Annotated in this window: 14 protein-coding genes; 11 read left to right on the forward strand and 3 right to left on the reverse strand. The window is 51.3% G+C overall.

Annotation, left to right across the window (positions count from 1 at the left end; all coding sequences use genetic code 11):
• The first annotated feature begins 131 nt into the window (after positions 1 to 131).
• The 10 genes from ACOJUO_RS04715 (at position 132) to ACOJUO_RS04760 (ending at position 12,062) form a co-directional block, all read left to right on the forward strand.
• On the forward strand, positions 132 to 986 hold the full coding sequence (locus ACOJUO_RS04715; RefSeq protein ID WP_422139086.1) for an ankyrin repeat domain-containing protein: 855 nt from the start codon (positions 132 to 134) through the stop codon (positions 984 to 986).
• Between the two features lie 199 nt (positions 987 to 1,185).
• Positions 1,186 to 2,469, forward strand: coding sequence for an ankyrin repeat domain-containing protein (locus ACOJUO_RS04720; protein WP_422139087.1), 1,284 nt, complete (start codon positions 1,186 to 1,188; stop codon positions 2,467 to 2,469).
• Positions 2,470 to 2,606: 137 nt separating this feature from the next.
• On the forward strand, positions 2,607 to 3,764 hold the full coding sequence (locus ACOJUO_RS04725) for an ankyrin repeat domain-containing protein (protein ID WP_422135584.1): 1,158 nt from the start codon (positions 2,607 to 2,609) through the stop codon (positions 3,762 to 3,764).
• A 188-nt stretch (positions 3,765 to 3,952) separates the two neighbouring features.
• Complete coding sequence (locus tag ACOJUO_RS04730) at positions 3,953 to 4,942, forward strand: ankyrin repeat domain-containing protein (protein ID WP_422135585.1); 990 nt, start codon at positions 3,953 to 3,955, stop codon at positions 4,940 to 4,942.
• A gap of 144 nt (positions 4,943 to 5,086) precedes the next feature.
• A complete protein-coding gene (locus ACOJUO_RS04735) occupies positions 5,087 to 6,277 on the forward strand; it encodes an ankyrin repeat domain-containing protein (protein ID WP_422135586.1) in 1,191 nt (396 codons plus the stop codon).
• A gap of 136 nt (positions 6,278 to 6,413) precedes the next feature.
• Positions 6,414 to 7,208, forward strand: coding sequence for an ankyrin repeat domain-containing protein (locus tag ACOJUO_RS04740; RefSeq protein ID WP_422139088.1), 795 nt, complete (start codon positions 6,414 to 6,416; stop codon positions 7,206 to 7,208).
• A gap of 137 nt (positions 7,209 to 7,345) precedes the next feature.
• On the forward strand, positions 7,346 to 8,608 hold the full coding sequence (locus ACOJUO_RS04745; RefSeq protein ID WP_422139089.1) for an ankyrin repeat domain-containing protein: 1,263 nt from the start codon (positions 7,346 to 7,348) through the stop codon (positions 8,606 to 8,608).
• A 187-nt stretch (positions 8,609 to 8,795) separates the two neighbouring features.
• Positions 8,796 to 9,845: an ankyrin repeat domain-containing protein gene (locus ACOJUO_RS04750; protein WP_422135589.1), complete on the forward strand. Its 1,050-nt coding sequence runs from the start codon at positions 8,796 to 8,798 to the stop codon at positions 9,843 to 9,845.
• A gap of 208 nt (positions 9,846 to 10,053) precedes the next feature.
• Complete coding sequence (locus ACOJUO_RS04755) at positions 10,054 to 11,115, forward strand: ankyrin repeat domain-containing protein (protein ID WP_422139090.1); 1,062 nt, start codon at positions 10,054 to 10,056, stop codon at positions 11,113 to 11,115.
• A gap of 188 nt (positions 11,116 to 11,303) precedes the next feature.
• Positions 11,304 to 12,062, forward strand: coding sequence for an ankyrin repeat domain-containing protein (locus ACOJUO_RS04760; protein WP_422139091.1), 759 nt, complete (start codon positions 11,304 to 11,306; stop codon positions 12,060 to 12,062).
• A 161-nt stretch (positions 12,063 to 12,223) separates the two neighbouring features.
• Here the strand turns inward: ACOJUO_RS04760 and ACOJUO_RS04765 are convergent, their stop codons facing one another.
• On the reverse strand, positions 12,224 to 12,337 hold the full coding sequence (locus tag ACOJUO_RS04765; RefSeq protein ID WP_422139092.1) for a DUF29 family protein: 114 nt from the start codon (positions 12,335 to 12,337) through the stop codon (positions 12,224 to 12,226).
• A gap of 2 nt (positions 12,338 to 12,339) precedes the next feature.
• The gene (locus tag ACOJUO_RS04770) at positions 12,340 to 12,867 is read right to left on the reverse strand and encodes a DUF29 domain-containing protein (protein ID WP_422135592.1); all 528 of its coding nucleotides are present in this window, start codon (positions 12,865 to 12,867) and stop codon (positions 12,340 to 12,342) included.
• Between the two features lie 53 nt (positions 12,868 to 12,920).
• On the opposite strand from ACOJUO_RS04770, the gene ACOJUO_RS04775 reads away from it, so the two are divergent.
• Positions 12,921 to 13,184, forward strand: coding sequence for a hypothetical protein (locus tag ACOJUO_RS04775; protein ID WP_422135593.1), 264 nt, complete (start codon positions 12,921 to 12,923; stop codon positions 13,182 to 13,184).
• Here the strand turns inward: ACOJUO_RS04775 and ACOJUO_RS04780 are convergent.
• Entirely contained in the window at positions 13,165 to 13,647 is a 483-nt protein-coding gene (locus tag ACOJUO_RS04780) for a zinc ribbon domain-containing protein (protein WP_422135594.1), read from the reverse strand. The genes ACOJUO_RS04775 and ACOJUO_RS04780 overlap by 20 nt on opposite strands.
• Positions 13,648 to 13,767: the final 120 nt, after the last annotated feature.

Genomic DNA, 13,767 nt, shown 5'->3' on the forward strand with positions numbered 1-13,767 from the left:
TTTAAGGTGTTCCCATCTTCTGAGCTTTTTAGATGGGTGATTATTTGGTCACAGCAAACGGTGATAGCCATACAAATGAACTACCATACTCCCTTCGAACCTAACCCTTACTACTCACTTGGCTAGCACAGATGTTCTTCTTATGTATGGCGTTGCTCGCTGCCTTCTTCCCGACGACACTGGGGGCCGACATATGTCCTGTTTGTCTGGCTCCCTTCCATGGCCGAAGTGAAGAGCCTGTGGTCGTGACAACCCAATGTTGTGGCCAACGCTTCGATCTGGACTGTATTTCGAAATGTTTTTCTGAACAGCCCATCGGCTCACGCCGTTGCGCGACGTGTCGGCAAAACCCGATGCCTTTGGTGAATCAGAACACCAATGAAACTCTCCCGGATACATTTTTCCCCAATCAGACGTTTTATCTTGCCTGCTTATCTGGAGATCTGGATCAGGTGGAGAGGTCGCTGGCAGAAGGAGTCAATGTCAATGCCGCTATGACTAATGATTTTACGGCATTGATGTTGGCATCCACTATAGGAGACACAGACCTCGTCGAACGCCTGATCATTGCCGGGGCGAACGTCAACACTGTCCTTTCGAGTGGCGCCAATGCAATGCTCATGGCTGCTTACTTGGGTAATAGCGACTGCGTGAAACACCTGATCAACGCCGGGGCAGATCTCAACGTCGCCAGAACGTCGGATGGCGCCACACCACTTTCCGTCGCAGCCTGGAGAGGCAGTACCGAATGCGTGAAAGCACTGATCGAAGCCAAGGCAGACCTCAACCTCCCCAGGACTGATGGCGCCACCCCGCTTCACGTCGCAGCCCGCAGAGGTAATCACGGTTGCTTGGAAATCCTGATCAACGCCGGGGCGGATCTCAACGCCGCCAGAACTTCGGATAGCTCCACCCCGCTGTCCATCGCAACCGAGATGGGCAATAGCGAGTGTGCGCAAGCCCTTATCAAGGCTGGAGCAAAGTAAGGAACTGAGGCAAGGAAGGAAGCAAAAAAAGGCGTTGTTTTATCCGGTAACCGCAGCTCTCAGGTGTTGCCATCTTCTGAGCTTTTGAGACGGGTGATTATTTAGTCACAGCAAACTTTATAGTCATAAAATTGAACTATCGTGCTTTTTTTGTATCTAAATCTGTATAGCTTCTTAAAAAAACACAGAGGTTTTACTTATGAATATCAATACTCACTCTCCTTTCCTCATGGGTACTGACGTAAGTTCGAAGGACGATGTCTGTGCTATTTGTTTGGAAAATTTCCATGGCCACGATGTGACGCCAGTGGACGCCGACGAAACCGAATGTCTAACCCATTGTGGCCACACATTCCATCTGGTCTGTCTTACGAGTCAGTATTTTACAAAACCTATCGGCTCACGCGAGTGCGCAATGTGTCGGCAAGACCCGATGCCTGTGGTGGGTAAGAAAATCGGTAAATCTTACCCGGATAAATTTTTCCCCGACGAGACGTTTTACGATGCCTGTCTTCAAGGGGATTACGATCAGGTGGATAAGTCACTGGCAGAGGGGGTCAATATCAATGCCGTTATGAAATATGGTCTCACTGCCTTGATGCTGGGATCCTGTAGTGGGAACAGCGCAGTCGTCGAACGCCAGCTCAAAGCTGGGGCAAAGGTCGGCGCTACCAGAACTGAGGATGGTGCCACCGCGCTTATTATTGCAGTCCTGGAGAGCAATACCGAGTGTGCGCAACTCCTGATCGACAAAGGGGCTGATCTCAAAAGCATCCCTCCACTGCTCATCGAAGTCCTCAAGGGCAATACCGAAAAGGTGCGAATCATGATTGCCGATGGGGCAGACCCCAACGCCGACTTGTGGGGCACCACCCCAGTGTTTACCGCAGCACTGAAGGGCAATACCAAGTGTTTACAACTTCTGATTGAAAAAGGGGCGGCTTTTGACACTGCCAGAGCTTCGGATGGCTTCACTCCACTGTCCATCGCAGTCTGGAAAGGCAAAACCGATTGCGCGGAAATCCTGATCAAAGCCGGGGCGGATTTAAACGTCCGGACTAACGGTGGTTATAACATGTTGTTTCTCGCTGCCCAAGAAAATAACACCGGGTGCGTGAAACTCCTGATCAAACACGGGGTGGATCTCAACGCCGCCGGGACTTCAGAGGGCACCACCCCGCTCTACATGGCAGCTCAAGAGGGCAATACCCAGTGCGTGAAACTCCTGCTCAACGCCGGTGCGAATCCCAACACTGCCTTGCCAGAGGGTGTCACTCCACTGTTCATCGCAGCCGAGAAGGGCAATGTCGAGTGCCTGAAACTCCTGCTCAACTTTGGAGCAGATCTCAAAGCCGCCAGATATAGGGATGGCGCAACTGCATTATCCATCGCAACTGAGAAGGGCAACAACGACTGCGCAGAAGCCCTTGCCAAGGCCGAGGCAGCAAAGAGAGCAAATGAAGGGTACTGCGTTATCCTGTAACCACGGCTTTCAAGTGTTCCTGTCTTCTGAGCTTTTGAGATAGGTGATTATTTAGTCACAGCAAACTTTTGTAGCCATAAAAATAAACTACCATAATTTCTTTGTACCCAACCCGCACGACTTCTTGGCCAGTACAGATGTTCTACCTATGGATGACATTGATCGCTGTCCTCTACTCATGGACGCTAAAAGCCGATCAATGCGCTATCTGTTTGGCTAACTTCCATAACCGTAATGAAGAGCCAGTGGTCGTCAAAACCGGATGTTGCGGCCAACTCTTCGATCTGGACTGTGTTTCGAGGTGTTTTGTTGATCAGCCCATCGGCTCACGCCGTTGCGCGATGTGTCGGCAAAACCCGATGCCTTTGATGAATCAGAACACCAGTGAATCTCACCCGGATACATTTTTCCCCGATCAGACATTTTATATCGCCTGCTCCAACGGGGATCTGGAGCAGGTGGAGAGATCACTGGCAGAAGGCGTCAATGTCAATGCCGTTATGACTAATGGTTTCACCGCCTTGATGCTCGCATCCTGTTATGGGCAAATGAACGTCGTCGAGCGCCTGATCAATGCCGGGGCGGACGTCAACATCGCTCGCAATGAGGATGGCACCACCCCGCTGCTCATCGCTGCCCTGTTGGGTAATACTGGCTGCCTGAAAATCCTGATCGAAGCCGGCGCGAACCCTAACACCCCCCGGACTACGGATGGCGCCACCCCGCTATTCATAGCTGCCTATGAGGGCAATACCGGCTGCCTGAAAATCCTGATCCAAGCCGAAGCAGATCTCAACGCCTGGAATAAGAATGGCGCCACCCCGCTGTACACCGCTGCACTAGAAAATAACATCGACTGCGTGAAACTCCTTATCAACGCTGGGGTGGATCTCAACGCCGCCCGGGCCAAGGATGGCGCCACCCCGTTGTCCAGCGCAGCGCTGATGGGCAATACCGATTGCGTGAAAGCCCTGATCAACGCCGGGGCGGATCTCAACGCCCGGGGTAAGAATGGCACCACCCCACTGTTCTTGGCTGCCTATGAAAATAACATCGACTGCTTACAACTCCTGATCACCGCCGGGGCGGATCTCAACGCTGCCTTGCCGAATGGCATTACCCCGCTGTTCATCGCAGCCCTGAAAGGCAATACCGATTGCGTGGAAACCCTGATCAACGCCGGGGCGGATCTCAACGCCGCCAGAACTTCGGATGGTGCCACCCCGCTGTCCATCGCAACCCGGAAGGACAACACCGACTGCGTGAAAGCCCTGATCAAGGCTGGGGCAAAGTAGGAAACTGAGGAGAGGAGGAGAACACATCAAAGGCATCGTGTTATCCAGCAAACACAGCTTTAGGGTGATTCCACCTTCTGAGTTTTTGAAATGCTTGAATATTTAGCCACAGCAAACTGTGATAGCCATACAAATGAACTACCATACTCCCTTTGAACCTAACCCTTACTACTTATTAGCTAGCACAGATGTTCTTCTTGTGTATGGCATTGCTCGCTGCCTTCTTCCCGACGACACTGGAGGCCGACATATGTCCTGTTTGTCTGGCTCCCTTCCATGGCCGAAGTGAAGAGCCTGTGGTCGTGACAACCCAATGTTGTGGCCAACGCTTCGATCTGGACTGTATATCGAGGTGTTTTGCTGATCAGCCCATCGGCTCACGCCGGTGCGTGATGTGCAGACAAGACCCGATGCCTGTGGTGAACCTGGACACCAGTGAATCTCTCCCGGATACATTTTTCCCCGATCAGACCTTTTTTGATGCCTGTTATGACGGGGATTTGGATCAGGTGGAGAAGTCACTGGCAGAAGGAGTCAATGTCAATGCCGTTACCTCTGATGATCTCACGGCCTTGATGATGGCATCCTATGGGGGGCATACAGACGTTGTCGAGCGCCTTATCAACGCCGGGGCAAGCCCCAACGCCGCCCGATCATGTGGTGCTACCGCGCTGACCTTCGCTGTCCAGGAAAATAACCCCGACTGCGTGAAACTCCTGATCAACGCCGGGGCAGATCTCAACGCCGCCAGAACTTCGGATGGCGCCACCCCGCTTTTCATCGCAGCTTTGAAAGGCAATACCGATTGCCTGGAAATCCTCATCCACGCCGGGGCGGATCTCAACGCCACAAGGACTTTGGATGGCGCCACCCCGCTATTCATCGCAGCCTGGAAGGGCTTCACCGATTGCGTGGAAATCCTGATCCACGTCGGGGCAGATCTCAACGCCGCCACGACTTCAGATGGTGCCACCTCACTGTTCGCCGCTGCTGAAAAAGGCAATACCGAATGCCTGAAAGCACTACTCGAAGCCGGGGCTGATCTCAACGCCCTGACTAAAGATGGCGCCACCCCGTTGTCCATCGCAACCATGCTGAGCCATAGCGATTGCGTCAAAGCCCTTACCGAGGCCAGAGAAAGGAAGGAAACAAAAGAAAGGCATTTTGCTATCCACTAAAAACAGCTTTCAGGTGTTCCCATCTTACGAGTTTTGTAATGCGTGATTATTTAGTCACAGCAAATTTATTCGCCATAAAACTGAATTATCGTACTTTTTTTGTGTCTAAAACTCATTAGATAAAACAACGAGGAGGTTTTACTTGTGGATGCCATTACTCACTCTCATTTACCCATGGGAACTGATGTAACGTCGACGAACGATGCCTGTCCTATTTGTTTGGAAGATTTCCATGGTCGCGATGTGACGGCTGTGAGCGTCAAACCTGTATTTCAAACCCAATGTGGCCACCGCTACCATGTGGACTGTATTACGCAGCTATTTCTTGAAGTAGCCATAGACCGCCGCCAGTGCGCGTATTGCCGGGGAGACCCGTTCCCTGTGATGAATTTGAACACCGGTGAATCTCACCAGGTTAAATTTTTCCCCAATCTGAGGTTTTATTATGCCTGTTCAAACGGGAACCGGGAACAGGTGTCCAGGGCGCTGGCAGAAGGAGTCAATGTCAATGCCGTCATGAATAAGGATACTCCCTTGATCTTGGCATCCAATGAGGGGGATGAAGTGATCGTCGACCACCTGCTCAAGGCCGGGGCGGACGTCAATACCGCCCGGACTGAGGACGGCGCCACCGCGCTGATGGTAGCTGCCCAGCGGGGCAGGACCAACTGCGTGAAACTTCTGCTCAAGGCCAGGGCGAATGTCAACGCCCGAAATGTGACGGGCGCCACTCCACTGTACTTTGCTGCTGAGAAAGGCAGAACCGGGTGCGCGAAACTCCTGCTCAATGCCGGGGCAGATCGCAACATCCCCAAGACTTCGGATGGCGCCACCCCTCTGTCCATCGCTGTTTCGAGAAGCTATGTCGAGTGCGTGGAACTCTTGATCAAAGACGAGGCAGATCTCAACACCCGGTTCAGGGATGGCAACACGCTGCTACTCATTGCAGCCTGTAAGGGCACCATGGAACTCCTGATCAAACATGGGGCGGATCTCAACGCCGCCAGAACTTCGGATGGCGCCACCCCGCTTTTCATCGCAGCTTTAAAAGGCAATACCGATTGCGTCGAAACCCTGATCAACTGCGGGGCGAATGTCAACGCCGCCAGGACTTCGGATGGCGCCACCCCGCTTTTCATCGCAGCTTTGAAAGGCAATACCAATTGCGTGGAAACCCTGATCAACGCCGGGGCGGATCTCAACGCCGCCAGAACTTCGGATGGCGCCACCCCGCTGTCTATCGCAATCGAGATGGACAACATCGACTGCGCATTGGCCCTTATCAAGGCCAAGACTCCGAAGAGAACAAATGAAGGGTACTGCATTATCCTGTAACACGGCTTTAAGGAGTTCCCATCTGCTGAGTTTTTGAAATTCGTGATTATTTAGTCACAGCAAACTTTGATAGCCATACAAATAAACTATCATGATTACTTTGGACCTAAACTGCGCTGCTTATTGGCTAGTACAGATGTTCTACCTAAAGGTCACATTGATCGCTGCCCTCTTCTCATGGACACTGAAGGCCGATCTACTTGAAATTTGTCTGGATTGCTACCGCTACCATAGCCGTAGTAGAGAGACTGTGTTCGTCATCACCCGATGTCGCCACTTCTACCATCTGGACTGCATTACGAGGCAATTTGTTATTCAGCCCACAGGCTCTCGCCAGTGCGGGTATTGCCGACAAAACCCGCTCCCTGTTTTGCATTGGCATACCGGTGAATCGTACCCGGATACATTTTTCCCCAATCAGACCTTTTATGATGCCTGTTATGACGGGGATTTGGATCAGGTGGAGAAGTCACTGGCAGAAGGAGTCAATGTCAATGCCGTTATGACCGATGATTTCACATCCTTGATGTTGGCATCCTCCGGAGGGCACACGGACGTCGTTGAACGCCTTATCAACGCCGGAGCAAACGTCAACGCCGCCATGACCTCGAATGGCGCCACCCCGCTTTTCTTCGCAGCTTGGAAAGGCCATACCGATTGCATGAAAATCCTGATCAACGCCGGGGCGGATCTCAACGCCGCCAGGACTTCGGATGGTGCCACCCCGTTGCTCGCCGCTGCTGAGAAAGGCAATACCGTATGTGTGAAAGCACTGGTCAACGCCGAGGCGGATCTCAACGCCGCCAGGACTTCGGATGGCGCCACCCCACTGTCCATCGCAACCAGCTTGGGCCATACCGACTGCGTGGAAGCCCTTACTGCGACCAAAGAAAGGAAGGAAACAAAAGAAAGGCATTTTGCTATCCAGTAAAAACAGCTTTCAAGTGTTCCCATCTTCGTGTTTTTTGATATTCATGATTATTTGGTCACAGCAAACTGTGATAGTCATACAAATGAACTACCATACTTTTTTTGTATCTAACCCAAGCTACTTATTGACCAACACAGATGTTTTACTTATGGGTGGCATTGCTCACTACCCTCTCCCCGTCAGCAGTAAAGGCTGATCAATGTCCTATTTGTCTGGCTGACTTCCATGGTCGAAGTGAAGCGCCTGTGGTCGTCAAAACCCAATGTTGTCGCCAACGCTTCGATCTGGACTGTATATCGAGGTGTTTTTTTAATCAGCCCATCGGCTCACGCCGGTGCGCGATGTGTCGGCAAGACCCGGTGCCTGTGGTGAATCAGAACACCAGTGAATCTCACCCCGATACATTTTTCCCCGATCGGACATTTTATGATGCCTGTTGTGATGGAGATTTGGATCAAGTGGAGAGGTCACTGGCAGAAGGCGTCAATGTCAATGCTGCTATGAATGATGGCTTCACTGCCTTCATGTTGGCATCCAGCAAGGGGCACATGGACATCGTTGAACGCCTGATCAACGCCGGGGCAGACGTCAACGTAGCTCGGAATGAAGATGGCACCACCCCGCTGTTCATCGCGGCCCTGACGGGCAATACCGGCTGCCTGAAAATCCTGATCAAAGCCGGGGCGAACCCCAACACCCCCGCGACTGCGGATGGCACCACCCCGCTATACATTGCAGCCCGGAAGGGTAATACCGATTGCGTGGCAATCCTGATCGAAGCCGAAGCAGATCTCAACGCCCGGAATAGGAATGGCGCCACCCCGCTGTTCATCGCTGTACAAGAAAATAACATCGACTGCGTGAAACTCCTGATCAACGCCGGGGCGGATCTCAACGCCGCCCGAACTATGGATGGCGCCACCCCGCTGTCCATGGCAGTACAGTTGGGCAATACCGATTGCGTGAAAGCCCTGATCAAGGACGGGACGGATCTCAACGCCCGGTGTAAGAAGAATGGCGCCACCGCACTGTTCATGGCTATCCAGGAAAACAACACCGACTGCATACAACTCCTGATCAACGCCGGGGCGGATCTCAACGCTGCCTTGCCAAATGGCGTCACCCCGTTGTTTGCCGCTGCTGCGATAGGCAATACCGAATGCGTGAAAGCACTGATCGAAGCCGAGGCGAATCTCAACGCCACCAGGACTTTGGATGGCGCCACTCCACTGTTAATCGCTGCCGAGTTGGGCAATACCGAATGCGTGAAGCTCTTGGTCAACGCCGGGGCAAATCTCAACATCTGCCGGACTTCGGATGGCGCCACACCGCTCTCCGCAGCAGCCCAGAAGGGCAATACCGACTGTATGGAACTCTTGGTCAACGCCGGGGCAGAGTAGGGAACAGAGGCAGTGAAAGAAACAGAAGAAAGGCGTTATATTGTCCAGTAAACACAGCTCTCAGGTGTTCCCATCTCCCGAGTTTTGCAATGTGTAATTATTTTGCCAGAGCAAGCTTTGATAGCCATATAAATGAACTACCATACTTTCTTTGCACCTAACCCGTACTACTTATCGGCTAGCACAGATGTTTTACTTATGGATGGCATTGCTCACTGCCCTCTCCCCGACAACAGTAAAGGCTGATCAATGTCCTGTTTGTCTGGCTGAGTTCCATGGTCGAAGTGAAGCGCCTGTGGTCGTCAAAACCCAATGTTGTGGCCAACGCTTCGATCTGGACTGTATATCGAGGTGTTTTGCTGATCAGCCCATCGGCTCACGCCGGTGCGCGATGTGTCGGCAAGACCCGATGCCTGTGGTGAATCAGAACACCAGTGAATCTCACCCGGATACATTTTTCCCCGATAGGACATTTTATGATGCCTGTTGTAATGGAGATTTGGATCAGGTGGAGAGGTCACTGGCAGAAGGCGTCAATGTCAATGCTGCTATGAATGAAGGCTTCACTGCCTTGATGTTGGCATCCATTGGCGGACACATAGACGTCGTCGGACGCCTGATCAAGGCCGGGGCGGACCTTAACGCGGCTCGGTCTGAGGATGGCGGCACTCCGCTGCTCCAGGCTGCCCAGAAAAATAACACCAACTGCTTGAAAGCCCTGATCGGAGCCAAAGCGGATCTCAACACCAGGTCTAAGGGTGGCGCCACTGCGTTGTGGATTGCTGCCCAAGAGGGCAATACCGACTGCGCGAAACTCCTGATCAGCGCTGGGGCGGATATCAACGCCGCCACGCCGCGTGACGTCAGCCCGCTGTTCATAACAGCCCAGAATGGTAATACTGACTGTTTGAAAGCCCTGATCGAAGGCAGCGCAAATATCAACGCACGAACTGTGACTGGCGCCACCGCACTGATGGTCGCTGCCCAGTTGGGCAATACCGACTGCGTGAAACTCCTGATCAATGCTCACGCGGATCTCGACGCCGCCAACACGAATGACGCCACCGCATTGTTTATCGCTGCTCAGAATGGCAATACCGACTGCTTGAAACTACTGATCAACGCCGGGGCAAACCTCAACAGCCGGACTGATCTTGGCACTACCCCGCTGTCCATCGCAACCCGGAAAGGCAACACCGACTGCGCGAAAGCCCTGATCAAGGCTGGAGCAAAGTAGGGAACTGAAGCAAGGAAGGGAACAAAAGAAAGGCGTTGTGTTTCCCGGTAAACACAGCTTTCAGGTATTCCCTGCTTCTGTGTTTTGCAATGCGAGATTATTTAGTCACAGCAAATTTATTAGCCATAAAACTGAATTATCGTACTTTTTTGGTGTCCAAGACTTATGTGGATAACTCATTGAATAAAATAACGAGGAGGTTTTACTTGTGGATGCCATTACTCACTCCCCTTTCCCCGTGGGAACTGACGTAACGTCGACGAACGATGCCTGTCCTATTTGTTTGGAAGATTTCCATGGTCGCGATGTGACGGCTGTGACCGTCAATCCTGTATTTCAAACCCAATGTGGCCACCGCTACCATGTGGACTGTATTACGCAGTTATTTCTTGAAGTAGCCATAGACCGCCGCCAGTGCGCGTATTGCCGGGGAGACCCGTTCCCTGTGATGAATTTGAACACTGGTGAATATCACCAGGCTAAATTTTTCCCCAATCTGATGTTTTACCGGGCCTGTGAATACGGGAACCGGAGAGATGTGTTTAGGGCGTTGGCAGAAGGCGTCAATGTCAATGCCGTCATGAATAAGAAAACTCCCTTGATGTTGGCAACCAGTGAGGGGGATGAAGTGATCGTCGGCCGCCTGATCAAGGCCGGGGCGGACGTCAATACCGCCCGGACTGAGGACGGCGCCACCGCGCTGATGATAGCTGCCCAGCTTGGCAGAACCAACTGCCTGAAACGCCTGCTCAAGGCCAGGGCCGATATCAACGCCCGAACGGTTTTGGGCCTCACCCCACTGTACTTTGCTACTGATAGTGCCAATACCGACTGCGTGAAACGCCTGCTCAAGGCCGGGGCAGATCGCAACATCCCCAAGACTTCGGATGGCGCCACCCCACTGTTCCTCGCTGTTTCAAAAAGCTATGTCAAGTGTGTGGAACTCTTGATCAAAGACGAGGCAGATCTCAACACCCGGTTTAGGGATGGCAACACGCTGCTTCTCATCGCGGCCTTTAAGGGCAATAGAGGCTGCACGAAACTCCTGATCAAAAATGGGGCGGATCTCAACGCCGCCTTGCCGGATGGTTCCACCCCGCTGTTCCTCGCTGCCCAGGAAAATAACTCCGGCTGCCTGGAAGTCCTGATCAAAGCCGGGGCGAATCTCAACGCTGCCAGAACCAGTGATGGCGCCACCCCGCTGTCCATCGCAATCCTGAAGGGCAATAACGAGTCTGCGATAGCACTGATGAAGGCTGGAGCAAAATAAGGAACAGAGGCAAGGCAAGGGAACAAAAGAAAAGTGCTGTGTTATCCAGTAATACGACTTTCAGGTGTTCCTATCTTCTGGATTTTTGAAATTCGTGATTATTTAGCCGCAGCAAACTTTGATAGCCGTACAAATGAACTAACATACTCCCTTTGAACCTAACCCATAATACTTATTGGCTAGCACAGATGTTCTACTTATGGGTGGCATTGCTCACTACCCTCTCCCCGTCAATAGTAAAGGCTGATCAATGTCCTATTTGCCTGGCTTCCTTCCATGGCCGAAGTTTAGCGCCTGTGGTCGTCACAACCCAATGTTGTGGCCAACGCTTCGATCTGGACTGTATTACGAGGTGTTTTCTTGATCAGCCCATCGGCTCACGCCGGTGTGCGATGTGTCGGCAAGACCCGATGCCTGTGGTGAATCAGAACACCAATGAATCTCACCCGGATACATTTTTCCCCGATTGGACATTTTATGATGCCTGTTATGACGGGGATTTGGATCAGTTGGAGAGGTCACTGGCGGATGGAGTCAATGTCAATGCCGTGATGGTTAAGGGTCTCACTGCCTTAATGGTGGCATCCATCAGGGGGCACACGGACGTCGTCGAACGCCTGATCAACGCCGGGGCGAATCCCAACGCTGCCAGAACTTTGGATGGCACCTCTCCGCTTTTCCTCGCAGCTTTGAAGGGCAATGCCGATTGCCTGGAAATCCTGATCAACGCCGGGGCGGATCTCAACGCCGCCAGGACTTTGGATGGCGCCACCCCGCTTTTTATCGCAGCCTGGAAAGGCAATACCGATTGCGTGGAAATCCTGATCCACGTCGGGGTGGATCTCAATGCCACCACGACTTTGGATGGCTCCACCCCAGTGTCCATCGCAACCGAAATGGGCAATACCAACTGCGTGAAAGTCCTTACAGAGGCTGAGGCAAAGTAGGGAAATGAGGTAAGGAAAGGAACAAAAGAAAGTCGGAGTGTTATCCAGTAACCACGACTTTCAAGTGTTCCCATCTTCTGGATTTTTGAAATTCGTGAATCTCACCCGGATACATTTTTCCCCGATTGGACATTTCATGGTGCCTGTAATACTATTTCGTGCTACACAGCCTCCAACAGATTGTCAATGTCAAGCTGGTCAAACTGTCGTTTGGTCAGCAGTTCACGCTGTTGGGTCAGTCTTTGGTGGTAATCGGTATTGTATAGGTTACTCATGGTCAGCCCCCGGCAGCCAGTCTTCTGTCGTAGAGATTGACGCCATTAAGGGGATACCAGTCTTCAGTCATGATCTGTTCAAATGACCACGGACACTCAGGCGGGAAACTACTGTCATTCAGTCGTTGCGTTTCGCTACTGGCGTAGATGTTCATTTCTTTAACGGCTCTCTCTTTGGCATCAGGATAAGCCTCACTTAAAACCTCTTCAATTTTTGCTGTAAGACAATGATTTTTTTCTATTAATTTATCAATATCACGTCTTGCATTGCATATGCTAACCACCCAACCCTTAAGTACTCTTTCAGTAGCTATACTGTCTCTCAACACACTGGTTTGGTAGTCTATTTTGAGAAGATGAAGTATAAGAATTACCAAGTGACTGTCCAGTACACGAAGGTCTTGCTTAATGCTCAACTCTAAATCCTCAATCAGGTTTTCTAAATCCAACTGATTAAAGTTTTGAGTTTTCAACAGGGTTACTTGCTGACTCAGCCATTGATGATAATCAGTGTTATATAAATTATTCATAAAAATACCTCCATTGCCCTACCACTGTAGGCAAATAACAGAAGGGAATCAAAATGAATTACCAAAGCACAGATGCCTTTGTCGGGGGCTTTGCCCGTGGTTTTGGGCTGGTCAATTCGGCCATTGATGCCAAAGAGAACCGTCAGTATCGCAAGGAAATGATGGGGATGCAGAAAGAATTCTATGATCGCAAGATTCAGAGAGAGGACATGAACAATAAAGTTAATGCGCTTCGGGCTTTACTCTTGATTAAAACCGCAACGAGCGCAACACTCGCTGTTATGGCTAAGGTTCAAGCTACCTTGTCAAACACTTAAGAAAGACATTTCTGGCACCGTTGATATCACGATCAACGATGAAGCCCTCACCCTTAATAATTTTGGAAGAACCTAATTTTTCGTCAATGGTCCCGCTCCATGATCGAGTCTTGGATGTATAGGCTTCGTTGCAATCAACCACATGCTTTCCATACTTTTTTGCGTACCACTTAAGCCGCTTTTTGAATTGGTAGTGATTGAGGTCAAGCATCTGGCGGCAGGTGTTACGGCGAATGGTGCGAACCTTCTTATCTTTGCGTGTGACCATACCTCTTGTCTCAAAGGTTGGCAAAAATACAACGTCGTAGTTCGACACCAGCTCGAACGCCAGCCGGTTATGCAGATCAAGAACAATGTCATCCTTTTTGCATTTCAGCCGGTCAATTTCCCTGTTGAAATGAATAATCCGATCTCTTGCCCACTGGGGCATATCGTGGAACTCAACGCCCTTCCGCGTGTTCACCGGGGTCAACTCCAACGCATCTAACCTTCCCTTGGATTTCGGGATTTAGCTCAATATGTTGTTGAACCTGAATGAACCAGCGACCTTTGTCGTAGGTTATGACACAAGACTTGCCAATCG

The sequence above is a fragment of the Endozoicomonas sp. ALC020 genome (assembly GCF_049275935.1).
Lineage (GTDB): Bacteria > Pseudomonadota > Gammaproteobacteria > Pseudomonadales > Endozoicomonadaceae > Endozoicomonas_A.

Bases quoted from the DNA above. Each gene is read 5' to 3' on its own strand.
- ACOJUO_RS04725 (WP_422135584.1), top strand. From the start codon at position 2,607: ATGTTCTACCTATGGATGACATTGATCGCTGTCCTCTACTCATGGACG.
- ACOJUO_RS04750 (WP_422135589.1), top strand. From the start codon at position 8,796: ATGTTTTACTTATGGATGGCATTGCTCACTGCCCTCTCCCCGACAACA.
- ACOJUO_RS04715 (WP_422139086.1), top strand. From the start codon at position 132: ATGTTCTTCTTATGTATGGCGTTGCTCGCTGCCTTCTTCCCGACGACA.
- ACOJUO_RS04740 (WP_422139088.1), top strand. From the start codon at position 6,414: ATGTTCTACCTAAAGGTCACATTGATCGCTGCCCTCTTCTCATGGACA.
- ACOJUO_RS04760 (WP_422139091.1), top strand. From the start codon at position 11,304: ATGTTCTACTTATGGGTGGCATTGCTCACTACCCTCTCCCCGTCAATA.
- ACOJUO_RS04775 (WP_422135593.1), top strand. From the start codon at position 12,921: ATGAATTACCAAAGCACAGATGCCTTTGTCGGGGGCTTTGCCCGTGGT.
- ACOJUO_RS04745 (WP_422139089.1), top strand. From the start codon at position 7,346: ATGTTTTACTTATGGGTGGCATTGCTCACTACCCTCTCCCCGTCAGCA.
- ACOJUO_RS04730 (WP_422135585.1), top strand. From the start codon at position 3,953: ATGTTCTTCTTGTGTATGGCATTGCTCGCTGCCTTCTTCCCGACGACA.
- ACOJUO_RS04765 (WP_422139092.1), bottom strand. From the start codon at position 12,337: ATGAGTAACCTATACAATACCGATTACCACCAAAGACTGACCCAACAG.
- ACOJUO_RS04770 (WP_422135592.1), bottom strand. From the start codon at position 12,867: ATGAATAATTTATATAACACTGATTATCATCAATGGCTGAGTCAGCAA.
- ACOJUO_RS04720 (WP_422139087.1), top strand. From the start codon at position 1,186: ATGAATATCAATACTCACTCTCCTTTCCTCATGGGTACTGACGTAAGT.